The following is a 24,896-nucleotide window of genomic DNA, read 5'->3' as shown; positions in this document are numbered from 1 at the left end:
CTAGCGCAAAAGCCCAATCAATTCGTCTGACAGCGCCGCAAGAGCGCGGCCCTGCGCTTCGGTCACCGCCGCTGCGGTGATCTCGGAGATCGGAACAGAGATCGCAAACCGCTCGACCCGCTCGCGCGGGCGTCCGTCCACGGCGCTCACCGCCGCCTGACCGGTAATCTCGAACACGCCCGACACGCTGGCCAGCATCTTGTCAATCCGCACATCAAGCCGCGCCGACGGACCATCCAGCAGCGGCCAGGGCTCTGCCGAAACCGTCGCCGTGCTGCGGGTGTCGAGCAATTGCGCCAGCGTGCCGGTCACGGCACGCTCGGGGTCATCCGCCCAAACCGCATCGCCCAAAGGCTTCAACGCGCCGCCCTCGTCGCGCACGAGGATCTCGGCTCCCGAGGCATGGCTGGGCAGCGACACGTCACGCAATTCCACGCTGCGCACCGATACGCGGGTCTCACCCGTTGCCGAAACCGGCGCGTCGATCAGGTAGCGCGCACTGTCGCCAGAACCGCAGGCCGCAAGCGGCAACGCCATCACAACAGCCAGAGCGCGCACATTCATCTGCATCATCCTACTCGTCCTTCCTCAGCGCCCGAAGATCAGCGAATTGGGGCTGCGCTCGATCGCGCGCGCCAGTTCCGAGATCGCCTTGGCTGCATTCTGCACCTCGCGCAGCGCCGACAGCGTCTGCGTGTTGAAATCCGACCGTTCTCCGTACGACCGTACCACGGTCTCGGTCTCGGCCACCAATCGCTCAAGCCGCGCGGTCAGCTGCGGAAGGTCTTCCACCGACTCCGCCACCGATCCGGCCGCATCCGACGCCGATTGCAGCGTCGCGTTCAGGTTCTCGACCACACCGCCCTCGCGCAGTTCGGTCAGCGCCAGGCGCATCTCGGTCAGCGCGTCGTTGATCGTGCCAGGCAATTCCAGCGTGTCCTGCGACCCCACAAGCGCATCCACACGGTTCAGCGTGCTGGTCGCGCTGTCCACAAGCGCCTGCAATTCCAGCTCTTTCGCCGTTGTCGCCACCGCCTCGAGCTCCGTCAGCAATTCGGGGATGTCGGTCTCGGTGATCTGCCGGAGGTTCGCCGTCAGCGCAGGCGCGTCCTGCGACGCCACGCTGATATCCGCCATCGCCCGATCCAGATTGCGCAGAGATGAGCCCAAAGCCTGTACCGCGCCCTCGGCGCGCACATCGGCCACAATGGTGCGCACATCCTCGATCGCCGCCGTGACAGCCGCCGGGATGCCCTGCACAGCCTCCTGTGCGATCAAAGCATCGACCCGGTTCAGCGTCGCCGTGGCACTGGCCACAAGTTCGTCCAGCTTCAGCTCCTGCGCGGTCTGCGCCACGCCCTGCAATTCAGCCAGCACCGCCGGAATGTCCTCTTCCGTCAGCTTGGCAAGATTTTCGGCCAGGGCCGGTGCCGATTGCGATGCGGTGTTGATCCCGGCCATCGCCTCATCCAGCTGCGCCAATGCGCTGTTGAGCGACTCCACCGCGCCGCCCTCGCGCACCTCAGCCACCAGAGCAGTCAGGTCATTGACCGCCGCTTCGATCTGCGCTGGAATGGATTGGATCGCCTCGCTACCGACCAGCGCGCGGGTGTCATCCAGCAGCGCCACAGCGGACCCCGGCACCCGCTGCAAGTCTTCGTTGCGCGCCAATTGCTCGAACGCCTCCATCAGGCTGATCGCCTGCTGCATCACCTCTTCGATGGGCAGCGCATTGATCCGCTCCAGCACCCCTTCGGCGGTGGCGGTGAAGTCCGACAGGTTGGACTCGACGCTCGGCAGACGCGGCGCCTCACCCTCGACCTCGCGCAGCCGCGCGGCGGGGGCGGTGTCCATCACGACCAGTTCCACCCGAAGATCGCTCGACAGCAGGCTTTCTGTCGCCAAGCGCGCGCGCATGCCTGTCTCAACGGCAAAGCGGAAGAAATCCACGGTTTCTTCGGTCCCTGCCTCGGCAGGAAGCCCCATGCGCTGCGGGTCGATGGCGACATCCACGATCAGCGAAAGTTCCGGCCCGAAATCCCCTTCGAGAACCTGCGACCGCAGCCCGGTGACGACCCCCACATCAAGACCCTGATAGGTCACGTCATCCCCAGCCTCGAGCCCGTTCACGGACTCGTCGAAATGGATGGAGAACGCCACCCCACGCGCCGGACCCCGCACCAGACGGTTGCGCCGCGCTTCTTCCTCGTCCTCGTAGAGCGTGAAGACGTAGCCCGGCGTCAGCGGCTCACCGTCATCATACAGGTTGTCGAAGACGACCCCGCCCGTGACCAATGACGCAAGGCTGTCGAAATCCACCGAAAAGCCCGAAGCGCCAAAGGACAGTTCAAACCCGGAGGTGTCCCAGAACCGGGTCGCCTGGCTGAGCCGTGCGTCATGCGGCGCGTCGATGAAGGCGTCCACCAGCACCGACCGGCCATCGGCGGACAGGCGCGGAGTCTCCAGCCGCCCGACCTCAACCCCGCGGAACAGAACGGGGGAGCCATAGGAAATCGTCGTACCGTCTTCCGTCGCCAGGGTGATCCGCCGCCCCGGTCGCCCCGGCTGGTTCAACGGAGGCGTGTCGGACCCCTGAAATTCATAGGTCAGCGTCCCGGGCACATTGTCCCACGCCCCCTCGATATACACCCCCGACAGCACCGTTGACAGGCCGCTGATCCCGCGCGCAGACACTTCGGGCCGCACCACCCAGAACACTGCCTCGTCGTCGATGAACGGGACCACGTCGTTGTCGATCCGGACGTAGACGAGAACGCGCCCCAGATCCTCGGTGAAACGCACCTCTTCCACGGTGCCCACAACCACGTCGCGGTAGCGCAGCGTGGTTTCCCCCGCGACCACGCCCGAGGCGTTGCCGAAGGATACCTGGATCAGCGTGCCCCGGTCGGAAAAGCTCTGCCAGGCGATGCCCAGAGACACGCCAAGCGCCAACAACGGCACCAGCCAGACAAAGGACAGGTTGCGCAGGAAGGACCTGCGCGGAGGGGAAACTGTCATCTCTGCGGGGGTTGGATCGCTCAAAGCTGTGTTCCTTCGCGGGGTGCGTCCCAGATCAGTCTGGGGTCGAAGCTATTGGCTGAAATCATGGTGAATGCAACCGAAAGCGCAAAGCTGACGGCAGCGATTCCGGGGTGAATTGTCGCGACGAAATTGAGCTGGACCAGCGCCGACAGGATCGCCACCACAAATACGTCGATCATCGACCAGCGACCGATGAATTCGACGAATTCGTACAGATGGAAATGGCTCGCCGTGCCCGGTTGTCCACGCTGCACGCGCAACGCCAGATAGGCGATGGCGATGAACTTGCTCACCGGAATGACAACTGAAGCCACGAAGACGATCAGTGCCACTCCGATCGAACCGTGATCGATCAGATCGAACACGCCGCCGACGATTGTGCTTTCCTGCGTCCGGCCGAAAGTCGTGGTGCGCAGCATCGGATAGACGTTGGCCGGAATGTAGACGACCATCCCGGCAAAGAGCCAGGCCCAGACTTTCTGAAGGCTGGCCATGTCCCGGCTGACCAGCCGCGTTCCACAGACCCTGCATCGCTCGGCACCGACCGGAAACACGTGGCCGCATTCTGCGCAGCCCACCAGCCCGGCGGCGCGCGCGGTTACGACTGGCTGCGCGCGTTCAGCGTTTGCCATACCGTCACCCGACACATGAAATTATCCTTGAGAACCGTGATGATCACGAGACCGACAAAGGCCCAGAAGGCAGGCCCAAGCGTCACCTGCGCGAGACCCGCCACTTTGACCAGCGCCACGGCCACGCCGATGATGAACACTTCGGCCATGGCCCAAGGGCGGATCGCCTCTGCCAGCTTGAACACCTCGCGCGCCTGTCGCGCCGGCGCCCAGCCCAGCGCCATCGGCGCAAACACATAGATCAGCGCGAGGAAACGCGTCACGGGCAACACTACGATCAGCGCCGCCACCGCAAAGGACAGCGGCAGCATAAGCCCTTCCGAAAATGCCAGAATGGCATCGAAAACCGAGCTCTTCCGCCCCAGCCCCTTGACACTCAGTTCCAGGAACGGGAAAAACACCGCCGCGATCATCAGGATGAGCGCCGTGATCGACAGCATCACGATCCGCGTCATTGCGCCGTCGCGTGGCGCCATCAGAACCGTCCCGCAGCGGACGCATTTCGCCTGCGCGCCCTTCTCCAGCTGCGGCAGCTTATGCAGCACATCGCATTTGGGGCAGGCAATGAGGTCGGACACCGAGTCGGTCATAGCCGTTTGATACGCGATCCTTGCGACAGGTGACAGGCGATTGGCCCGGAAACGCAGCGGCTGCCGGACCGGTTCCGGGCTGTTGTCAAAAAAGGGGGCGAGACTGATCATCAAGTCATCAGAAGCCGCGCCCCGTTCGTGCCTCGGGGTACGCGCAACAGCATCCGCGCCGCAAACCAATTGCCCCAGGGCGGCACTCCGCGAGTGCCCGGCTTACCGCTGCGCGGTCCGCCAGTCCGGGTGAATCCAGGGCTCCCGGTTGTCCAGCGGCAAGGGGGACTTTCCGAGAATATGATCCGAAGCCTTTTCTCCAACGAGGATGGACGGCGCATTGAGGTTGCCATTGGTGATGCGCGGAAAGATCGAGCTGTCCGCAACCCTGAGGCTCTCGACACCGATCACGCGCGTCTCCGGGTCCACAACGGCCATGGGATCGTCCGCCGCCCCCATCTTGCAGGTGCCGCAGGGATGATAGGCGCTTTCCGCATGATCCCGAATGAATTCATCAAGACTTTCATCGCTTTGCGCGTCATCTCCGGGTTGGATTTCGTGCTTGAAATAGGGCTTGAAAGCCTCTTGATGGAAGATCTCCCGGACAAGCCGTATGCCCTGACGGAAATCGACCCAATCCTCCGTGTGGCTCATGTAGTTGAAGAATATGCGCGGGTCTTCCTTCGGATCCCCAGAGCGCAACGTGATTTCGCCGCGCGAGGGCGACCGCATCGGCCCAACATGCGCCTGAAACCCATGACCCTCGGCGGCGGCCTGACCATCATAACGCACGGCGATGGGCAGAAAATGGATCTGAAGGTCCGGGTAGTCCACCCCGGCACGGGACCGGAGAAAACCACATGATTCAAACTGGTTGGTCGCACCGGGCCCGGTTTTGGTGAAAAGCCAGCGCGCGCCGACATAGGCTTTGCCAAGCAGGTTCCAGTATTTGAACAGGCTGACAGGCTGGCTCGCCGCGGCCTGCACGTAGACTTCGAGATGGTCCTGCAGATTCTGACCCACACCGGGTCGGTCCGCGACCACCTCGACACCATTGTCCCGCAGATGCCGCGCCGGACCAATTCCAGAAAGCATCAACAATTTCGGCGAGTTGATAGCAGATGCTGCAAGTATCACTTCAACATCGGCACGGATCACCCTGATCTCACCACCTTGTTCGATCTCAATACCAACGGCGCGCTTGTTCTCGATGATCACTCTGCGCGCAAAGCTTCTGACAAGATTGCAGTTTTCGCGCTTCAGTGCGGGCCGGAGATACGCCTTGGCCGCAGACCAGCGCTCACCCTGCCAAACCGTCATGTCAAACGGGCCGACACCTTCCTGCTGATGACCGTTATAATCCCCGGTGACCGCATAACCTGCCTGCGATCCGGCTTCGACGAAGGCGCGGGTGAGCGGGTTTTCACGGGCACCTCGCGTGACATGAAGCGGACCATGACGGCCCCTCCACGCCGGGTCACCACCGTGACCACCTGAATGCCAGCTCTCAAGACGTTGGAAATACGGCAAAACGTCCGCATACCCCCAGCCTGATGCGCCCTGGTCACGCCAGTGGTCATAATCGCGCGCGTGGCCGCGAACGTAGATCATGCCGTTGATCGAAGATGACCCTCCGATCACCTTGCCCCGCGGGCAGGCCAGACGGCGACCGCCAAGATGCGGCTCGGGTTCTGTCCGGAACCCCCAATCGTAACGCTTCATGTTCATCGGATAGCTGAGCGCACCTGGCATCTGGATGAACGGTCCTGCGTCGGTGCCGCCATGTTCGATGACGATCACCGAGCGTCCTGCCTCGGACAAGCGGTAAGCCAGTGCGCAGCCTGCGGAGCCTGCGCCCACGATGACGTAATCAGCATTCATATCAGAGCCTTAGAACGGGGCTTCAACGTCGCCCATGCGGACGTAGACGGATTTCATTTCGCTGTAATGGTTGATTGCAGCCTTGGAGTTTTCCCGCCCGACGCCGGACATTTTCGTTCCGCCAAACGGGGCTTCAACGGGGGCGTCGTTGTAGGAATTGATGAAGCAACTGCCCGCTTCAAGCTGCGCAATCACCCGATGCGCGCGGGACAGATCGCGGGTGAACACCCCTGCTGACAGACCAAATTCCGTGGAATTGGCGCGGGTTATCGCCTCTTCTTCGGTCTCGAAATCAAGAACCGCCATGACCGGGCCGAAAATCTCTTCGCGCGCAATGATCATATCGTCTTTTACATCTGCAAAAACAGTGGGCTGCAGATAGAAGCCATCCCGATTCAAGCGCCGCCCCCCGGCGACCAGACGCGCGCCTTCATTTTCGCCTTTTTCAATATAATCGAGGACGATTTTCATCTGTTTTTCGGAAACCATCGGCCCGAAATTGGTCGCCTCATCCAGAGGATCGCCAACCACGGCTGTCGAAAGGCGTTCCGTCAACCGTTTCAGAAACGCTTCTTTAATACCCTTCTGCACAAATACCCGCGTCCCGTTCGAACAGACCTGACCCGAGGAATAGAAATTGCCGAGGATCGCGCCACCCACCGCGTTTTCCAGATCGGCATCGTCAAAGATCAGCAAAGGAGATTTGCCGCCCAGTTCCATCGTCACATGCTTCATCTGCTCAGCAGCGGCGGCGTAGACTTTTTTACCAGTTGGTACAGAACCGGTCAGCGACACCTTGGCCACGCGTGGATCGGTGACAAGCGACGCGCCGACCTCGCCCAGCCCCTGAACCACGTTGTAGATACCCGCAGGCAGGCCCGCCTCGTGCAGGATCTCGGCCACCTTGAGCGCACAGAGCGGTGTTGTCTCGGACGGTTTGAAGACCATTGCGTTTCCGCAGGCCAAAGCGGGCGCGCCTTTCCAACAGGCGATCTGGGTCGGATAGTTCCACGCGCCGATACCGACGCAGACACCCAGCGGCTCGCGGCGCGTGTAGACCCAGTCTTCGCCAAGCTGGATGTGTTCACCGGTCAGGCTGCCTGCGAGACCGCCGAAATACTCCAGCGCATCGGCGCCGCTGGTGGCGTCGACGGCGATGGTTTCCTGATAGGGTTTGCCGGTGTCGTAGGTTTCCAGTACCGACAGATCGTGATTGCGCTCGCGCATCATGTCGGCAGCCCGCCGGAGAATGCGACCCCGCTCGGTGCCCGACATCGCAGCCCATGCCTTTTGCGCACGATGCGCCGCGGCGAGTGCCTTATCCACAATGGCTGGAGTCGCGGCATAAACGGTCGCGATCTGTTCGCCGGTTGCGGGGTAAATCACGGGAATCGGCGTCCCAGTCGTGTCTTCGACATACGCGCCATCGATGAAATGGCTGGCTTTGGGCTGGGTGTCGTAACTCATGATGTCGGCTCCCTGTCCGCATGGGTGATTTCGTGGTCGAGCAGCGTGAGAACCTGACGCGTGGCCTCATCGCCGGACGGCGCGTCCTTGCTGAGCGCTTCGCGGAGATAAAGGCCATCGATCAGGCCCGCGATGCGCAGCGCGACCTCGGCCGCGCGCGGCCCGACAAGCGCGCGCAGATTGTAAACGAGGTTCGAATGAAGCCTGCGCTGATAGACGCCCAACAGGCGCCGCGCCTCATCGTCGGACTGCGCGAGAACATAAAAATTCAACCACGCCGCAACGACTTCGCGCCTGAAGTTCGACTGGGTGAACCCGGCGCGGATGATCGCTTCGGCACGCGCTCTTGGCCCTTGGGCCATCGCCAGCGCGCCGCGCACCTCCGCCCCATAAAGGCTGAGCGTATGGCGCATTGCGGCGAGAAAGATCTGGTCCTTACCGCCGAAATAATGGTGGGCCAGCGCAGAGGACATGCCGGCACGGCGCGCAATCTGGGCCACGGTCACGTCCAATGACCCCGCCTGCCCGATCTCGGCAATCGTCGCTTTCACCAACGCCTCGCGGCGTATAGGCTCCATTCCGAGCTTCGGCACGTTCGACCTCGACAAAATAGTGTTTGACGTGCCGGACCGTATGGCGTTTTTAATTGACTCGTCAATCAACAAAAACAATCAACCTCTGTCAGGGAGACTCGAGACATGCTGAAATCTTCTCTTTCCGTTATCGCGATCTGCGCAGCCGGTGCGGCTGCAGCCGATTGCGACACCGTTACGTTTTCCGATGTGGGCTGGACCGACATCACCGCGACGACGGCGGCGACCACCGTCGTGCTCGACGCGCTGGGATACGACACCGACATCAAGGTTCTGTCGGTCCCGGTGACCTATACCGCGCTTGCCGAAGGTGACGTCGACGTGTTCCTGGGCAACTGGATGCCGACAATGGAAGCCGACATTGCCCCTTACCGCGAGGCAGGCACCGTGGACACGGTGCGCGCAAACCTCGAAGGCGCGAAATACACGCTGGCCACCAACAAGGCTGGTGCCGATCTGGGCATCACCAGCTTTGCCGCCATCGCCGCACAACGCGACGCGCTGGACGGGGAAATCTACGGCATCGAGCCGGGCAATGACGGCAACCGCCTGATCATGGACATGATTGCGGCAAATGCGTTTGACCTCGAGGGCTTCGAGGTTGTCGAAAGCTCTGAGCAAGGGATGCTGGCCCAGGTGGCCCGCGCGGATGACCGCGGCGAGCCGGTGGTGTTCCTGGGGTGGGAACCGCACCCGATGAACGCGAATTTCGAGATGACCTACCTTGAGGGCGGTGACGACTGGTTCGGCCCGAACCTCGGTGGTGCGACCGTATTCACCAACACCGCCGCCGGCTACGTGGATGCCTGCCCCAACGTTGGCGCGCTGCTCAACAACCTCGTGTTCAGCCTTGCCATGGAAAACGAGATCATGGGCGCGATCCTGAACGATGGGGCCGAACCGCGGGATGCAGCGACGGAATGGCTCAAGGCCAATCCGGATGCCTATATGGGCTGGCTGGACGGCGTGACCACCAAGGATGGCGGCGATGCCGCCGCAGCGGTCAAGGCCGCGCTTCAGTAACCGGATCAGGGCGGCGATGAGCCGCCCTTCCTTTACAGACCACAGGACCCCTTCATGGACTGGTTGACAGAGAACAAGATCCCGGTCGGGCAAATCGCCGGGAACGCTTTCGACTGGCTGGAAAGCAACGGGGCCTTCTTCTTCGATGCGCTGTCTGACGCGCTCGAGGCGATGATCGATGGCTTCCTCTGGTTGCTGCAAACCCCACATCCGCTAGTCATCGTAGCGCTGTTCGTCGCGCTGACATATTACCTGCAACGCAGCTGGAAGGTCGCGCTGTTCGTCGCGCTCGGGTTCCTGTTCATCATCAACCAGGGCTACTGGGAAGAAACGACCGAGAGCCTCACTCTGGTCCTGTCCGCCTGCGTGGTCTGCATGGGCGTGGGTGTTCCCATCGGCATCGCCGTCGCACACCGCCCCAAGCTCTATGCATGGATGCGCCCGGTTCTGGACCTTATGCAGACGCTGCCGACCTTCGTCTATCTCATTCCCGCGATTGTGTTTTTCGGCATCGGCATGGTGCCCGGACTGATCGCAACGGTGATCTTTGTCCTGCCCGCGCCGGTCCGCCTGACACATCTGGGCGTGAGTTCGACCCCCCTTCCCCTGATCGAAGCGGCAGAGGCCTTCGGTGCCACCAAATCGCAGCTTCTGTGGAAGGTCGAACTGCCGTCGGCCCTGCCCCAGATCATGGCCGGGTTGAACCAGACCATCATGCTGTCGCTGTCGATGGTGGTGATCGCCGCGCTTGTCGGCGCGGACGGGTTGGGCGTGCCGGTGGTGCGGGCCCTGAATCAGGTCAACACCGCCCGCGGCTTCGAGAGCGGATTCGTGATTGTCGTGGTGGCGATCATCCTTGACCGGATGCTGCGGATGGAGCGCGAGAAATGAGCGAGACCCGCGTAGAATTCGATAACGTGTCCATTGTCTTCGGGGACAAACCGGAGTCGGCCCTGCCACTGATGGATGCGAGACAGGACCGCGCCCAGATCCAAAGGGACACTGGGCAGGTGCTGGGCGTACATGACTGTTCGCTGGAAGTGGCCGAGGGGGAAATCCTCGTGCTGATGGGGCTGTCCGGGTCGGGAAAATCCACCCTGCTGCGGGCGGTCAACGGGTTGAACCCGGTCGCTCGGGGTTGCGTCCGGGTACATGACGGGGCCCGTCTGGTCGACGTGACTCATACCAACGCGGATGCTCTGCGCACGATCCGGCTCCGCCATGTCGCGATGGTGTTTCAGCAGTTCGGATTGCTGCCATGGCGGACGGTGCGCGAAAATGTGGGCCTCGGTCTTGAACTGGGTGGCCTGTCAAAAGCCGAACGCAATGAACGTGTCGATGCACAGCTGGAATTGGTGGGCCTGACCGACTGGGCCGACCGCAAAGTGTCAGAGCTGTCGGGCGGTATGCAGCAGCGTGTGGGTCTGGCACGGGCGTTCGCGACCGATGCTCCGATCCTGTTGATGGACGAACCGTTTTCGGCGCTTGATCCGCTGATCCGCACCAAGCTGCAGGACGAACTGCTCGAGTTGCAGCAACGGTTGAAGCGCACAATCATCTTTGTGAGCCATGATCTGGATGAGGCGTTCAAGATCGGCAATCGGATTGCCATCATGGAAGGCGGGCGGATCGTGCAGTGTGGCACGCCGCAGGACATCTTCCGGCACCCGTCCAATGACTATGTCGCCGATTTCGTCAAACACATGAACCCGCTCGGTGTTCTACGGGCACGGGACATCCTGCGCCCTGCCCCGCCGATGGATGGCGTGCCGCATGTGGATGCCGACGCGCGCGTGCAGGAGGTGATGACCAGCCTGCTCGACGGCGGCGTTGTCACGGTGATCGACGGTGGCACCCCCATTGGCGTGATCGACAGGGTCGACGTGCTGCGATACCTCACGAACCCCACCGGTGGAGGTGCCCCTGCTGGCGCCTGACGGGCGCACAGAAAAAGTTGCAGCAATCATGCATTTTTTAGAACCCGCCCTTGCCACGTATTCAATTTTGCTTATATGTTCGCAAAGACCAAGGAGGGCTGACAGATGACACCCAAAGTCACGGGTTTTTTCGACGACGCAACCAATACGATTTCCTATGTGGTCCAGGACCCCGCAGGGCGGGCCTGCGCCATTGTCGACAGCGTTCTTGACTTTGATTACGCCTCTGGCCGGACGGACACCAAATCCGCCGACGCGATCATCGCCTTCGTGCGTGAGAACGATCTCGATGTTCAGTGGATTCTGGAAACCCACGTCCATGCCGACCATCTGAGCGCCGCGCCCTATCTTCAGGAGGCGCTTGGCGGCAAAATCGGGATCGGGGACCGTATTCAGTTCGTTCAGGACACATTCGGGAAGGTCTTCAACGAAGGCACCGAATTCCAGCGTGACGGCAGCCAGTTCGACAGTCTTTTCGTCGAAGGCGACAGCTTTCACATCGGCCAGATGCGCGCTGACGTGCTTCATACACCGGGTCACACACCGGCTTGTCTCACCTATGTGATCGGAGACGCGGCCTTTGTCGGCGATACGCTGTTCATGCCCGATTTCGGCACCGCGCGCTGCGACTTCCCAGGCGGGTCTTCGGAACAGCTTTACGACTCGGTCCAGAAAATCCTCGCGCTTCCGGACGAGACCCGGATCTTTGTCGGCCACGACTACAAGGCACCGGGCCGGGACGACTACGCGTGGGAGACCACCGTGGGCGAGCAGAAAGCGAAAAACGTGCATGTGGGCGGCGACGCCTCGAAGGAGCGGTTCGTCGAAATGCGCGATGCGCGTGACGCGACGCTTGCTATGCCAAAACTGATCATCCCGTCGTTGCAGGTCAACATGCGCGCGGGCCAGATGCCACCGGCCGATGAAGACGGAAAGGTCTTCCTCAAGGTCCCAGTAAACGGATTGTAATTACATGAACCCGGATTGGATTTACGGGCTGCTCGGCGGATTGCTGATCGGCCTGGGCGGCGCGGTCTATCTGCTCGCCAATGGACGCATCATGGGTGCAAGCGGCATCATCGGCGGGCTTGTCGATGGCAGCGGCCTGAGCACCAAGTGGGAACGGCTGAGCTTTCTCGCCGGTCTTGCAGCGGTGCCGGTTGTGCTGCTGATGTTTTTCGGGCCGAAAGAGACCCACGCCACCGGCAACTTTGCCCTGCTGATCGCGGCGGGCCTGTTGGTCGGGGTCGGGACGCGTCTGGCCAATGGCTGCACGTCCGGGCATGGGGTATGCGGCATCTCCCGCATGTCGCTGCGCGGCATGGTGGCCACCGTTTTCTACATTCTGGCGGGCGGGCTGACAGTCGTTCTGTTCCGCCACATTCTGGGGATCGTCTGATGCGCGGATTGTTTGCTTCCATCGCTGGTGGCCTGTTCGGTGCCGGACTGTTCGTGTCGGGAATGACTGACACGCGCAAGGTGCAGGGCTGGCTGGACATTTTCGGAGACTGGGACCCGACGCTGGCCTTTGTCATGGGCGGCGCGATCATCCCGATGGCGATTGCATGGCAGATCGCGGCGAAGCGGCGCTATGCCCTGCTGGGGGATGCGATGCCGCCGCCACCCGAGCCGAAACTCGGTCGCAACCTCGTGCTTGGCTCGGTGCTGTTCGGGATGGGTTGGGGTCTTGTCGGCCTGTGCCCGGGTCCGGCGATTGCCTCACTGAGTTATGGCGGTGTCTCGGGGTTTGTGTTCCTCGGTTCCATGCTGTTGGGTATGCTGGCCATGCCAGGCTTCCGGTCGTGGCTGGACAGGCCCGCACCCGCGCAGTAGGACTGGCGTCATGGACATTCGCAAGATCACAGACCGTTACAACGTCTCGCCGCAGATCAACCCCGAGGATGCGCCCGCCATCAAAGCGGCCGGAATAACCACGGTGATCTGCAACCGCCCCGATGCCGAGGTGCCGCCATCGCATCAGTCAGACGCGATGCGCGAGGCAGTTGAGGCTGCGGGGCTGCGGTTTGAAGTTCTGCCGATCACTCACCAGACGATGACACCGGACCGCGTTGCCCAACAGGCGGCGCTTGTGGATGCGTCCGAAGGGCCGGTTCTGGCCTATTGCGCATCGGGAACGCGCTGTTCGATCCTGTGGGCGCTGAGCCAGGCCGGAAAGCAGTCGTCGGATGCGATCCTGTCGGCTGTCGCTCAGGCCGGGTACGACCTTGGTGCGCTGCGCCCGACACTTGACGCGGCAGCAGCCGCACAGCGCTAAGTCAGGTCAAGCGGCGCCGGTAAGCCCGACGCCAGATCCTCAAGCGCCATATCCAATGACAGATCGGTCGCGGGCGGCAGTGCCGCCCCGCCTTGAGGCGCGACCGTTTCGGCGTGTTGCGGAACCTCGGCCATTGCCGTCGGCGCTGAAACAGGTTCCGGTCTGCAGAATGGCGTGGCTTCGTCCCCGATGCGGATTGCGCGAAAGCCGTTCATCTGACCGAGCTTGCCTGTCGCCACCACATGGCCCCCTGACATCACCAGAGACGCCCCGGACACAGCCTGCAACGAAATCGGCAGCACATCCCCCGGCCTGAGAGCCCGCGCCCGGTCAAGCGGGATATGGATCCGGGTCAGTACGGCCTGCATCCGCGCGGGCACCAACCCCAGAAACCCCGCATGTCTGCCCGTCTTTGCGGCACTGTCCCTGTCTGGGTTTTTCGGAGGTTCGGGAAACAGAAAGAGCGCCCGCCCCGTGCGCGTATCCTGTGCGAGGCTGATGTCGAACGCCACGACAAGATACTGATCAGCGTCGAGCGCGAGGCCCGCCGTCTGCGCATCCTCAACCAGCGCGCCGAAACCATAGCCGGACAGATGCGACATCTCTGGCTGTCCCGCCAGCATGGAGACAAAACGCGGCAGCGCCGCGTCGAGCAACGGCGCCATCATCGCGGCATCGGTGGGCGTGAACGGGCGACTGTCGGTTGGGAACTGCGTGACCTTGCCCAGGGTCTGCGCCTCAATCACGCCGGTCACGAGTGCCCGGTCAATGACCGCCAGAGCGCAGGGGCCGGTTTCGTTGTCCAGAAGGATCAGAAGGCAATCCCCCCCGATCCGCGCCAAAGCGCGATCCAGACTCAGACTGTCCTGCCCGGAAGGTGTGGCGGCAAGGCTGAGCCCCCAGAGCGCGTCGGCAGCAATCGACAGCCCCCGCCCCAACGCGCGGGGCAGCGAGACCGAGCCGACGCCCAGGGCCTTCCGCTGCGCCTGCGCCTTGCGTTCCAGAACCGTATCGGGCGCATCATCTGCCATGGTTTCGCGTTCATCCCCTTTGCCGCTTATCCCCGGTTATGGCGGGAATTGGTTACCAAGGGTTTAGCGAAGCCACATCCGGGTTCTATTGCGCCGCCATTGCCGTCCGATACGGCAGCACCACCCGGAAATTCGCGCCGCGCGATGCCGGGACATAATCCACCGAGCCACCAAGACGGGTCATCACCTGACGGCAAATCGCGAGGCCCAGCCCTGCGCCACCCGCCTTTTGGTCGCTGACGCGGGCGAATTTTTCGAAAATCATATCCACGGCTTCGGGTGCGATGCCGGTGCCATTGTCCTGAAAATCGATCACGACACGGTCCGCTTCCTGCATCACGCGGATCACCAGACGCGGCGATTTTGCATCGCAGTATTTGCGGGCGTTGGCGATCAGGTTGATGAACACCTGGCTGAGGCGATCCATGTCCGTGTGCAGGACGATTTCCTCTTTCGCGGTGTCCCGCTCGATGGCCAGCTTGCCACCATCCTCGCCAATCCCGGCCGAGGACACGGCGCGATCGAGCGCATCGCGCAGCGTTCCGTCCCGCAGGTTCAGGTTCACCTGTCCGTTCTCGACAACGCTGAGATCCAGCAGGTCATCCAGCAGACGCGTCAGCCGCTGTGCTTCATCATGAATGATCGAGGCATAGCGCGACTGGTCCTCCGGCTGCATCTGATCGGTGTCGCGCAATATCTCCGAAAACGCCCGGATCGACGTCATGGGAGTCCGCAGTTCGTGACTGATCTGACTGAGAAAGGCATCCTTCTGGATCGACAGACGGGTGAGCTTCTGGTTGGCGTTGCGCAACTCCAGCGCGGTTCGGCTGAGTTCCTCGGACTGCTCCTTGAGCCGGGCCGAGTATTCAAGCATCTGCGCCGTTTCGTCGGCCACCGCCATGAGGTCTTCGACCGACACCGCCATCCCGCCGGTGATCTGCCCGACCATTGCGTGGGCGGTCGCGGCACCGACCGAGCTGCCGAGCTCTCGCTCGAGCACTTCGAGGAATTCGGGTGTCGGATCCGGCAGGTTTCCGCGTGCGCCCTGCGTGCGTGCATAGCGTGAAAAGAGCGCCTGAGCCTCGGTCGCCCCAAGAATACGCTGCGCCATCACCATAAGGTCTTCGGCCTGTGCGCTGCTCCGGGACCAACTGCGCGTGCTGGCCGAGTGTTCGAAGATGTTGACGAACTGCGCCGCCTGCAACCGCTCAAGCGGCGACGGGAACGTGACAAGCGAAACCGTCACGAAGGCCGCAACGTTGAACAGCATGCTCCACAGGAGCGCGTGCATCAACTGATCCAGACCCGAGATCCCGAAAAGCGCATCAGGCTTCAGCCAGGTCAGCCCGAAGATGCCATGTTCGATGACCGAGAGCGGCAGAATGGTGCCTGCGCCAAAACTGGGCAGGTAAAGCGTATAGAGCCATGTGGCAAAACCCGCTGTCAGACCGGCAAACGCACCCAGTCGCGTGGCCCCACGCCAAAACATGCCCCCCAGCATCGCGGGCAGCACCTGCGCAAGGCCGCAGAACGCGACCAATCCAATGGAGGCCAGCGCTTCGCCCCCGCTGGACAGGCGGAAATAGAGATACCCAAGCATCACCACCCCGACGATGGAGATGCGCCGCGCCAGAAGAACGGCCGCACGCACGTCACCCGACACGCTCGCCCCGCTTGGGCGCAGTTGCAGCCAGATCGGCATGACGATGTGGTTCGACACCATCGTCGACATCGCGATGGCCGCGACGATCACCATGGAGGTCGCCGAGCTGAAGCCGCCGAGAAAGGACAGCATCGCCAGCCCGTTTTCCCCAAGCGCAAGAGGCACGGTCAGAACAAAGAGGTCCGGGTTCGAGCCGTCCGGCATCACCTCAAGCCCCACAACGGCGATCGGCACGACAAACAGACTGATCAGGCCGAGATAGAGCGGAAACGCCCAGCTGGCCGTGCGCAGGTGGCTTTCGTCATCGTTTTCGACCACGAGCACCTGGAACGTCCGCGGCAGGCAGAGAAAGGCCGCGGCGGACAGGAAGATAAGCCCGGCCCATCGGCTTCTGTCGGTGTGCCAATGGCCGAACTCAGATGCATCAATCGCGGTCAGCGCATTGGACAATCCGCCTGACACCCCCCAAACGACAAAGATCCCGACCGACAGCAGCGCCACAAGCTTGACCACAGCCTCTACCGCGATGGCCATCACAACGCCGTCGTGCCGTTCCTTCACATCGAGATTTCGCGTTCCGAAAAGAACGGTAAACAGCGCCAGACCAAGCGACAGCCACAGCGCCAGAGTGTTCTGGTTCTCGAGTGGCGTCCCGTCGGCCTGCGTGGCAAAGACGGCAAAGGACAGCGTGACCGACTGCAGCTGCAGCGCGAGATACGGCGTCGTGCCGATCACCGCGAGGATCGTGACCCCTGCCGCAAGAAGGCTGGACTTGCCATATCGGGACGAGATGAGGTCGGCGATGGACGTGATCTTCTGCGTGCGCCCGATGCGGATCAGTTTGCGCAGCAGCCACCACCAGCTGACCATGACAAGGGTCGGACCAAGGTAGATCGTCAGGTATTCAAATCCGTTGCGGGCAGCGGACCCCACCGCGCCATAGAATGTCCAGGCGGTGCAGTAGATCGACAGGGACAGCGTGTAGATCAGCGGAGACCGGAGCCAGGCCTTTTTTCCCTGCATCGCCAGCCTGTCCGCGACGAAGGCCACGATGAACAGAAACATGACATAGGCCATCGAGACCAGAACAAGCAGGTTCAGCGTGCTCATGGCAAACGATCCGGACCGTCATCGGCCGGCGCGGTCTCACCGGGTTCGACCAGAAACCGCGACAGCCCCCAAGTCAGCAGGATCACCCCGGCCCAGACCGCAAAGATGTAAATCAGGGCAGAGGCGCTGCTGACCGTGCCTTCACCGGTTTGCGGCCAAAGCATCGGAATCGACCAAAGGATCAGCGCAAGCGCCGGCGCGACCCGTGCGGCATCCATGATGCGCCGCCTGCGGTACGTCCGTTTCTCATGAAAGACGGGCGGCGATCCGGGCCTGTCCGGAGCGTCGGTCATTTCGCGGCAAGCGATCGCACGGTTTCAAGAACGTCAGCGTTCGAAAACGGTTTTGTCATGAAGGCATCACAGCCCGCACGCTCCGCAATCTCGCGGTCTTTGGTCTGTCCGCGCGCCGTCAGCATCAGGATCGGCAGATTGGCATTGTCGGGGTCCTCTCGCAGTTCCCGAAGAATGTCGTAACCGCTTTTTCCGGGCAGCATGACATCAAGGATCACCACATCGGGCTGCCGCTCCCGCACGATGTCCACCGCGTCGGCCCCGTTTGAATGGGTTTTCACCGTCCAGCCGTCGCGCGACAGGATGAAGCTGATCGCTTCGATGATATTCGGTTCGTCCTCGATCAACAGGACCTGTTTGGACATGCGTCCCCTCCCCCGATGCCACGTTCGGCTTGTCGTTTTTTGCCGTTATTTTAGGCCGGCTTGGGTAAACTATTACGAAGAGTGGGCAATGTGTCAAAACTTCCTCTGCTCGGGAGTGAGCATAATCGACGGCTCACGCCGGGCGTCACAGGAAGGGTGCGGACAGATGCGGCAGGTCAGGCCAACCTGTCTGATCGGCTCGGCCGTATCGCGTTTGGGCTCCGGGACGATCAGCATGTGGCTTTCGAACAGAACATCCTCGCCCAGTCTGGCCGGGCCTGTGGGCTGCGCGATGGCAATGGTGCGATGCCGGGCAGCGGCACGGGCGGATTGTTCGAGCAGCTCGGAATACAGCATCATCGGACGGGCCAGGGCGCGGTAGAGAGGCCAGAGCGCACAGCCTGCGCCCAGACGCGGCAGCGGGAATTCCGGCAGCGGCTTCCGAAACGTGGTCACGCCGGAGCCGTCGCAGATGGCAAGGCCCACCGGTTCCGGCAACAGATCGTCGGGAAGTTGGGCCAGCCGCCGCATGGCACGCGCCGCGTCACAGCCGAACCGTTGGGCCAATGCCAGCGGATCGCTGCCCTGTGCCGCAACGACATCGGCGCAGTCGGACAAAGGAAGCCGTTTCGCGTCCTCGGCATAGCGCGAAAGGATGCGGTGCAGAAGCCAACGCGCGGACTGTGACAACCCCTGTCCCAGATCCTCGAGCACGGCATCCACGCTGGCACCTGGCATCTCCAGAGCCGGAAGATGAAAGCCTACCCTCTGGAACACCGCATCAACCTCATCCTGCGGCGCATTGGTTTCAGAGGCCTCTGTATCCGCTTCTTCGAGATACTGCGCCAGACTGCGGCTGGTGTCGGCCAGACGGGCGCTGTCTTCGTAAATGTTGCGGTTGAACCGGCGCTGCCACTCCGGCTCGATATCTCCGGGCTCTGCAAGGATGGACGCAGCAGAGCGGATCGCGGTCACCGTCGACAGCATTTCGTGCAGCGACGCAGCCAGATGCGGGTCATGTGTCAGACGGTCTGTCAGCGCTTCGACGCTGCGCTGTAGCGTCTCGATCCGCCTCTGGCTGTTCGCCAAAAGCGCCGCCCAACCGGGGAACCGGCCCGCGAATTCCTCGACCCGTGCGAACTCCGCCTCGGTCATTTCCGTGTCGGTTGCTGCTTCGCGCAGGGTTGTCAGAAGCGTGGTTTCCGCACCCTCGGTGAGCGAGGCAGGTTCGACACCAAGCGCATGCGCGATGTCGACCAGCAGCTTCCCGCCGATTCTGCGGCGATTGTGTTCGATCAGATTGAGGTATGACGGCGAAATATCCGCGCGCTTCGCCAGTTCTGATTGTTTCAGCCCGGCCATCACACGCCGCTCGCGAATTCGGCTGCCTGTCAAAGTGTCGCGGGGCATCGCAAAATCCTGTGATGAATCAATCCCTTTCTGCATCGCGGAAAAAATTAATTTACATCTTTCTGCAATGCGCTGTTCATTTTTTGACAGAAAAATCGTTTTGAGCAAAGCGCTTATTGCTATGTTTTCTGCGCATAGCCGATAATCAATTTGCACATATGTGCGGTGTTGGCGGTAGGAGGAACCCCGCCAGACCCTTTAAGACATTGGGAGGATTATATGTCCAAAGGCAACCTGACACGTCGCGGCGTGCTCAAGACAGGTGCTGTAGCGGGGGCGGGTCTTGCTCTGCCGACCTACCTGTCTGCAGCCAGCCACGAAGGCTTTACAAACGCACCAACAGGATCGACCGTCACTCTCGGTTTCAACGTCCCTCAGTCGGGCCCCTACGCTGACGAGGGTGCAGACGAACTGCGCGCCTACGAACTGGCCGTTGAGCACCTCAACGGTGAAGGCGACGGCGGTATGCTGAACACCTTCTCGTCGAAGGCGCTTCAGGGCAACGGTATCCTCGGCAAGAAAGTCGAGTACGTCACAGGCGATACCCAGACCAAGTCGGACGCGGCACGTGCGTCGGCCAAGTCTATGATCGAAAAAGACGGCGCAGTGATGATCACCGGGGGTTCGTCCTCGGGTGTGGCCGTGGCCGTGCAGGCGCTCTGCCAGGAAGCAGGCGTCATTTTCATGGCGGGCCTGACCCACTCCAACGACACCACCGGTAAGGACAAGCGGGCCAACGGTTTCCGCCACTTCTTCAACTCGTATATGTCCGGTGCGGCACTCGCACCGGTGCTGGCAGCCAACTACGGCACCGACCGCAAGGCATACCACCTGACCGCAGACTACAACTGGGGTTACACAACCGAGGAAGCCATTCGCTCCTCAACCGAAGCAATGGGCTGGGAAACAATCGCGGCTGTGAAAACTCCGCTGACCCAGACTGACTTCTCGTCCTATATCGCGCCGGTTCTGCAGTCGGGCGCCGATACTCTTGTTCTGAACCACTACGGCGGAAACATGGTGAACTCGCTCACCAACGCAGTTCAGTTCGGTCTGCGCGACAAGCAGGTCAACGGCAAGGACTTCCAGATCATCGTTCCGCTCTACTCGCGCCTCATGGCGAAGGGTGCCGGTGCAAACGTTAAGGGCATCTTCGGCTCCACAAACTGGCACTGGTCGCTGCAGGACGAAGGCTCCAAGGCATTCGTTCAGTCCTTCGGCACCAAGTACGGCTTCCCGCCGTCGCAGGCCGCACACACCTGCTACGTTCAGGCCCTGCTTTATGCAGACGCAGTCGAGCGTGCCGGTTCGTTTGCGCCGTGCGCAGTTGTAGAGGCGCTCGAAGGCTTCGAATTCGACGGTATGGGCAACGGCAAGACGCTCTACCGCGCCGACGACCACCAGTGTTTCAAAGACGTTCTGGTTGTGAAGGGTAAAGAAAACCCGTCCTCGGAATTTGACCTCCTCGAGATCGTGGAAGTCACTCCGGTGGAGCAGGTAACCTACGCCCCCGACCACCCGCAGTTTGCAGGTGGCGCGCTGGGTTCCTGCAACAACGGCGCATAATCCGCTGTCTTCTGAGGTGGGCCAACCGGCCCACCTCACTTCTCTCTCAGCCCGTTTCAGCTACGGGCTACCTGCACATCCACACTTCTGACCGCAAAGGGTGGGGCAATGGACGCCATAATCCTGCAAATTCTCAACGGGCTCGATAAGGGCTCGGCCTATGCGCTGATCGCGCTTGGCCTGACACTCATCTTCGGCACGCTCGGCGTGGTGAACTTCGCGCATGGCGCGCTGTTTATGATTGGCGCGTTCTGCGCCGTGACTCTGTCGCGTCTGCTGAGCCTCAGCCATGAGGTTGCCATTCCGGGCCAAACGGACTTTCTCGGCAACCCCGCGACCCGGGACGTCCCCTACGTCTTTGACATTTTCGGAGAAACCGTGGGCGCTAGCATCATCGACTGGGCAGTCCCGCTGTCGATCCTCTTTGCGATCCCGATCATGATCCTTGTCGGTGTGGTCATGGAGCGCGGCCTGATCAAGCATTTCTACAAGCGCCCCCATGCTGACCAAATTCTCGTGACGTTCGGCCTGGCAATCGTGCTGCAGGAAATCATCAAGTACTATTATGGTGCGAACCCGATCCCTACGCCCGCGCCAGCGGCCTTTACAGGTTCTTTCGACTTCGGTGCCGTAATCGGCTTTGATCCCAACACCATCATCTATCCATACTGGCGCCTCGTCTACTTTGCCTTCGCTGCGGTCATTATCGGTGCCGTGTTTGCCTTCCTGCAATTCACCACCTTCGGGATGGTCGTCCGCGCAGGTATGGCGGATCGCGAAACAGTAGGCCTTCTGGGCATCAATATCGACAAGCGATTCACTATCATGTTCGGTCTGGCTGCTGCGGTCGCAGGCCTTGCCGGAGTGATGTACACCCCGATCAACTCCCCGAACTATCACATGGGCATGGACTTTCTGGTCCTGAGCTTCGTTGTGGTGGTTGTGGGCGGCATGGGCTCTCTGCCCGGTGCCGTTCTGGCCGGGTTCCTGCTGGGCATCCTCGAAAGCTTTGCCTCGATGCGCGAAGTCATCGACATCATTCCCGGCATCAACCAGGTGATTATTTACCTTGTCGCCATCGTAATTCTACTGACGCGTCCACGTGGCCTGATGGGTCGCAAAGGCGTGATGGAGGACTGATCCATGTTCGGACTGGATAAAAAAGACGCATCACTCCTGCTGATCGTTGCAGCGCTGGTGGCCTTTGCTCCCTTCCTGCTGAACCCTTTCCCCGAAGGTTCGGCCATGGCGCAGTTCAACGCCGGGTATCCTGACCTGATGCAGCGCTTTGTGATCTTCGGGATCTTCGCCATCGGCTTTAACATCCTGTTCGGCCTGACCGGCTATCTCAGCTTCGGTCACGCCGCCTTCCTCGGAGTCGGTTCCTATGCCGCCGTCTGGATGTTCAAGCTTCTCAGCATGAACGTGCTCCCGGCAATCATCCTCGCCGTCATCACCTCGGGAATCTTCGCTCTGGTCATCGGCTATGTGAGCCTGCGGCGCTCGGGCATCTACTTTTCGATCCTGACGCTGGCCTTTGCTCAGATGTCCTTTGCCCTCGCCTATTCGGTTCTGACCCCGATCACCGGCGGTGAAACTGGCCTCCAACTGGCGCTGGACGATCCGCGCATCTTTGGCAGCGCCACCACGGCAGAAGGAAACATTCCGGTTCCCGGTCTCTTCGGCCTCGAGATGCGTGACAGTTCCGAACTCGTGCTTGGCAACTGGGTGTTCACGTTCAACGTCGGCTACTACTTCGCCGCAATCGTGATGCTGCTTTCGTTCTATCTCGCGATCCGTATCTTCCGCTCGCCCTTCGGCATGATGCTGCGGGCCGTGAAATCAAACCAGCAGCGCCTCAACTACACCGGCCTCAACCCGCGCCCCTATACGCTGGCGGCCTTCGTGATCTCGGGTATGTATGCCGGTCTCGCCGGTGGCCTGATGGCCTCGATGGACCCGCTGGCCGGTGCCGAACGCATGTTCTGGACGGCATCGGGTGAGGTGGTTCTTATGACCATCCTCGGCGGTGTCGGCACGCTCATCGGTCCGGTTCTCGGTGCGGGCATGATCAAGTACATGGAAAACATCATTTCCAAGATCAACTCCGATATCCTGCACGGCTGGTTTGCCTTCCTGCCTGATGGACTTGAGGATCTGGTCGTGACGATGATCTACCCTTTCATCGGCAAAGGCTGGCACCTGACACTCGGCATCGTGTTCATGCTTGTGGTGATCTTCCTGCCCGGCGGCCTTGTGGAAGGCGGTCAGCGCGTGGCCAAGCTCTTTGGTCGCAAGAAGACGGATGAACCCAAATCCGCCAAAACCGAACCTGCAGAATAATAAGGAGACGGACAGATGGGACTTCTGGAAGTCAAAGACGTCAACAAGCGGTTCGGTGGCCTGCAAGCCTTGGGCAACGTGAACCTCAGCGTGGCAGAAAACACCTGCCACGCGATCATCGGCCCCAACGGCGCGGGCAAGTCCACCCTGCTCAACTGCCTTGTCGGCAAGCTGATCCCGGACACCGGATCGGTCATGTTCGACGGACAGTCGGTGCTCGGACGGACCCCGTTTGAAATCAACCAGATGGGCATTTCCCGCGTGTTCCAGACGCCCGAGATCTTTGGCGATCTGACGGTGATGGAAAACATGCTGATCCCGTGCTTTGCAAAGCGCGATGGTTCGTTCGCCCTGCATGGCATCCGGTCGGTGCTGAGCGAAGGCGAACTGCGCGATCAGGCCGAGCAGATGCTTGATGACGTGAACATGCTCGACAAGCGGAACATGCACTCCGCCTCCATGTCGCGCGGTGACAAGCGCCGTCTCGAAATGGCGATGTGCCTTGTTCAGAACCCCAAACTGCTGCTGCTCGACGAACCGACAGCGGGCATGGCGCGGGCGGATACGAACAACACGATCGACCTGCTCAAAGAGATCAAGGAAAAGCGCGACATCACCATCGCCATCATCGAACACGACATGCATGTGGTGTTCTCGCTGGCGGAACGGATCACCGTTCTGGCGCAGGGCACACCCCTGGTCGAAGATACGCCCGAAAACATCAAGGGCCATCCGAAGGTCAAGGAAGCCTATCTCGGCGAAGCCGCGTAACCTCCATCTGACGGGGCCCTGCCCCGTCACCCCTCCCAGAGTGAGGACAGACACATGAACGTCAGACCAGATTTTTCTAAGAACGCAAACCGCGCGGAAACGGCTCCCGCCTTCCTGTCGGTGTGGGACATGCACTCGTACTACGGCGAGAGCTACATCGTGCAGGGCATTTCCTTCAACGTGCACGAGGGGGAAATCGTCGCCCTGCTCGGCCGCAACGGCGCCGGCAAAACGACCACGCTGCGCTCAATTGCCCGGATGGACAGCCCGCAGGTCAACCATGGTGAGATCTGGCTGGACCACCAGCCGCTGCACAACATGGCCTCCTACGAGGCGGCATCGGTCGGCCTTGGGCTCGTGCCCGAAGACCGTTGCATCATTCCCGGTCTCACGGTCGAGGAAAACCTGCAACTGGCGCAGATCGCGCCGCCCATCGGCTGGTCCATCGAACGGCTTTACGACCTCTTCCCGCGCCTTGGCGAGCGCCGCAAGCAGGAAGGCGTGACCCTGTCAGGCGGTGAACAGCAGATGCTGTCAATCGCCCGCGCTCTGGCCCGCGACATCAAGGTGCTGCTGCTGGACGAGCCCTACGAAGGCCTGGCGCCCGTGATCGTGGACGAGATCGAAAAGACCCTGCGCCACATCAAGGAACAGGGCATGACCACGATTCTGGTGGAGCAGAACGCGATCCGCGCACTGCAGCTGGCCGACCGCGCCATCATTCTCGACACCGGCTCAATCGTGTTCGACGGCACGGCGGAAGAGGTTCTCGAGAACGAAGGACTGCGCGCAGAATACCTCGCAATCTGAGGCAGACGCCTCAGAGCCATGCGACCTTTGCCGCCCTTGCCATTCCCCGGCGGGGGCGGTTTTCTTTTAGCAAAGAGGAGGACACGGAATGACTGACACCACC

At 61.5% G+C, this 24,896-nt stretch carries 24 protein-coding genes; 12 read left to right on the top strand and 12 right to left on the bottom strand.

Features of this window, described 5'->3' with window-relative positions; genetic code table 11:
• The 7 genes from MGEO_RS17285 to betI all read right to left on the bottom strand — a co-directional run bounded on the left by MGEO_RS17285 (nt 1) and on the right by betI (nt 8,196).
• Nucleotides 1-573: a PqiC family protein gene (locus MGEO_RS17285; protein ID WP_233139974.1), complete on the bottom strand. Its 573-nt coding sequence runs from the start codon at nt 571-573 to the stop codon at nt 1-3.
• A 15-nt stretch (nt 574-588) separates the two neighbouring features.
• A complete protein-coding gene (locus tag MGEO_RS17280) occupies nt 589-3,018 on the bottom strand; it encodes a PqiB family protein (RefSeq protein ID WP_085640685.1) in 2,430 nt (809 codons plus the stop codon).
• A gap of 20 nt (nt 3,019-3,038) precedes the next feature.
• Entirely contained in the window at nt 3,039-3,674 is a 636-nt protein-coding gene (locus tag MGEO_RS17275; RefSeq protein ID WP_085640683.1) for a paraquat-inducible protein A, read from the bottom strand.
• Complete coding sequence (locus MGEO_RS17270) at nt 3,641-4,264, bottom strand: paraquat-inducible protein A (RefSeq protein ID WP_085640756.1); 624 nt, start codon at nt 4,262-4,264, stop codon at nt 3,641-3,643. Before MGEO_RS17270 ends, MGEO_RS17275 begins: the two co-directional genes overlap by 34 nt.
• A gap of 213 nt (nt 4,265-4,477) precedes the next feature.
• On the bottom strand, nt 4,478-6,136 hold the full coding sequence (gene betA / locus MGEO_RS17265; RefSeq protein ID WP_085640681.1) for a choline dehydrogenase: 1,659 nt from the start codon (nt 6,134-6,136) through the stop codon (nt 4,478-4,480).
• A gap of 9 nt (nt 6,137-6,145) precedes the next feature.
• On the bottom strand, nt 6,146-7,603 hold the full coding sequence (gene betB / locus MGEO_RS17260; protein WP_085640679.1) for a betaine-aldehyde dehydrogenase: 1,458 nt from the start codon (nt 7,601-7,603) through the stop codon (nt 6,146-6,148).
• On the bottom strand, nt 7,600-8,196 hold the full coding sequence (gene betI, locus MGEO_RS17255; RefSeq protein WP_085640677.1) for a choline-binding transcriptional repressor BetI: 597 nt from the start codon (nt 8,194-8,196) through the stop codon (nt 7,600-7,602). Before betI ends, betB begins: the two co-directional genes overlap by 4 nt.
• A 105-nt stretch (nt 8,197-8,301) precedes the next feature.
• On the opposite strand from betI, the gene choX reads away from it, so the two are divergent.
• From choX to MGEO_RS17220, 7 genes are all read left to right on the top strand, one after another.
• Nucleotides 8,302-9,219, top strand: coding sequence for a choline ABC transporter substrate-binding protein (gene choX / locus MGEO_RS17250; RefSeq protein WP_085640676.1), 918 nt, complete (start codon nt 8,302-8,304; stop codon nt 9,217-9,219).
• A 54-nt stretch (nt 9,220-9,273) separates the two neighbouring features.
• The gene (gene choW, locus MGEO_RS17245; RefSeq protein WP_085640674.1) at nt 9,274-10,110 is read left to right on the top strand and encodes a choline ABC transporter permease subunit; all 837 of its coding nucleotides are present in this window, start codon (nt 9,274-9,276) and stop codon (nt 10,108-10,110) included.
• Nucleotides 10,107-11,156 (top strand): choline ABC transporter ATP-binding protein, encoded by a 1,050-nt coding sequence (choV, locus tag MGEO_RS17240; RefSeq protein ID WP_085640672.1) that lies wholly within the window; start codon nt 10,107-10,109, stop codon nt 11,154-11,156. The genes choW and choV overlap by 4 nt, the downstream gene beginning before the upstream one ends.
• A gap of 105 nt (nt 11,157-11,261) precedes the next feature.
• Nucleotides 11,262-12,125: an MBL fold metallo-hydrolase gene (locus tag MGEO_RS17235; protein WP_085640670.1), complete on the top strand. Its 864-nt coding sequence runs from the start codon at nt 11,262-11,264 to the stop codon at nt 12,123-12,125.
• Between the two features lie 4 nt (nt 12,126-12,129).
• Nucleotides 12,130-12,555 (top strand): YeeE/YedE family protein, encoded by a 426-nt coding sequence (locus MGEO_RS17230; RefSeq protein WP_085640668.1) that lies wholly within the window; start codon nt 12,130-12,132, stop codon nt 12,553-12,555.
• Nucleotides 12,555-12,989 carry a DUF6691 family protein gene (locus MGEO_RS17225; protein WP_085640666.1) on the top strand — a complete coding sequence of 145 codons (435 nt, stop codon included), beginning with the start codon at nt 12,555-12,557 and terminating at the stop codon, nt 12,987-12,989. Before MGEO_RS17230 ends, MGEO_RS17225 begins: the two co-directional genes overlap by 1 nt.
• Before the next feature lie 10 nt (nt 12,990-12,999).
• Nucleotides 13,000-13,431, top strand: a complete 432-nt coding sequence (locus tag MGEO_RS17220) for a TIGR01244 family sulfur transferase (protein WP_085640664.1) — start codon at nt 13,000-13,002, stop codon at nt 13,429-13,431.
• Here MGEO_RS17220 and MGEO_RS17215 read toward each other — a convergent pair.
• From MGEO_RS17215 to MGEO_RS17195, 5 genes are all read right to left on the bottom strand, one after another.
• Nucleotides 13,428-14,462, bottom strand: a complete 1,035-nt coding sequence (locus MGEO_RS17215) for a flagellar motor switch protein FliM (protein ID WP_085640662.1) — start codon at nt 14,460-14,462, stop codon at nt 13,428-13,430. The genes MGEO_RS17220 and MGEO_RS17215 overlap by 4 nt on opposite strands.
• A gap of 85 nt (nt 14,463-14,547) precedes the next feature.
• Nucleotides 14,548-17,235 carry a sensor histidine kinase gene (locus tag MGEO_RS17210; protein ID WP_085640660.1) on the bottom strand — a complete coding sequence of 896 codons (2,688 nt, stop codon included), beginning with the start codon at nt 17,233-17,235 and terminating at the stop codon, nt 14,548-14,550.
• The gene (locus MGEO_RS17205; protein ID WP_085640658.1) at nt 17,232-17,528 is read right to left on the bottom strand and encodes a hypothetical protein; all 297 of its coding nucleotides are present in this window, start codon (nt 17,526-17,528) and stop codon (nt 17,232-17,234) included. The genes MGEO_RS17210 and MGEO_RS17205 overlap by 4 nt, the downstream gene beginning before the upstream one ends.
• A complete protein-coding gene (locus tag MGEO_RS17200; protein ID WP_085640656.1) occupies nt 17,525-17,893 on the bottom strand; it encodes a response regulator transcription factor in 369 nt (122 codons plus the stop codon). The genes MGEO_RS17205 and MGEO_RS17200 overlap by 4 nt, the downstream gene beginning before the upstream one ends.
• Before the next feature lie 93 nt (nt 17,894-17,986).
• Nucleotides 17,987-19,303, bottom strand: a complete 1,317-nt coding sequence (locus MGEO_RS17195; RefSeq protein ID WP_085640754.1) for a helix-turn-helix domain-containing protein — start codon at nt 19,301-19,303, stop codon at nt 17,987-17,989.
• 219 nt (nt 19,304-19,522) lie between these two features.
• Here MGEO_RS17195 and MGEO_RS17190 point away from each other — a divergent pair, with 219 nt between their 5' ends.
• The 5 genes from MGEO_RS17190 to MGEO_RS17170 all read left to right on the top strand — a co-directional run bounded on the left by MGEO_RS17190 (nt 19,523) and on the right by MGEO_RS17170 (nt 24,793).
• Nucleotides 19,523-20,869, top strand: coding sequence for a substrate-binding protein (locus tag MGEO_RS17190; RefSeq protein ID WP_085640654.1), 1,347 nt, complete (start codon nt 19,523-19,525; stop codon nt 20,867-20,869).
• 108 nt (nt 20,870-20,977) lie between these two features.
• Entirely contained in the window at nt 20,978-22,009 is a 1,032-nt protein-coding gene (locus tag MGEO_RS17185) for a branched-chain amino acid ABC transporter permease (RefSeq protein ID WP_085640652.1), read from the top strand.
• Nucleotides 22,010-22,012: 3 nt separating this feature from the next.
• Nucleotides 22,013-23,212, top strand: a complete 1,200-nt coding sequence (locus MGEO_RS17180; RefSeq protein WP_085640650.1) for a branched-chain amino acid ABC transporter permease — start codon at nt 22,013-22,015, stop codon at nt 23,210-23,212.
• A gap of 15 nt (nt 23,213-23,227) precedes the next feature.
• A complete protein-coding gene (locus MGEO_RS17175) occupies nt 23,228-23,983 on the top strand; it encodes an ABC transporter ATP-binding protein (RefSeq protein WP_085640649.1) in 756 nt (251 codons plus the stop codon).
• Between the two features lie 54 nt (nt 23,984-24,037).
• Nucleotides 24,038-24,793, top strand: a complete 756-nt coding sequence (locus MGEO_RS17170) for an ABC transporter ATP-binding protein (RefSeq protein WP_085640647.1) — start codon at nt 24,038-24,040, stop codon at nt 24,791-24,793.
• The last annotated feature ends 103 nt before the right edge of the window (nt 24,794-24,896 follow it).

This window comes from Marivita geojedonensis (genome assembly GCF_002115805.1).
GTDB lineage: Bacteria > Pseudomonadota > Alphaproteobacteria > Rhodobacterales > Rhodobacteraceae > Marivita > Marivita geojedonensis.
Note: the sequence above shows the minus strand (reverse complement) of the source record. Positions and strands in the feature narration are given on the sequence as shown.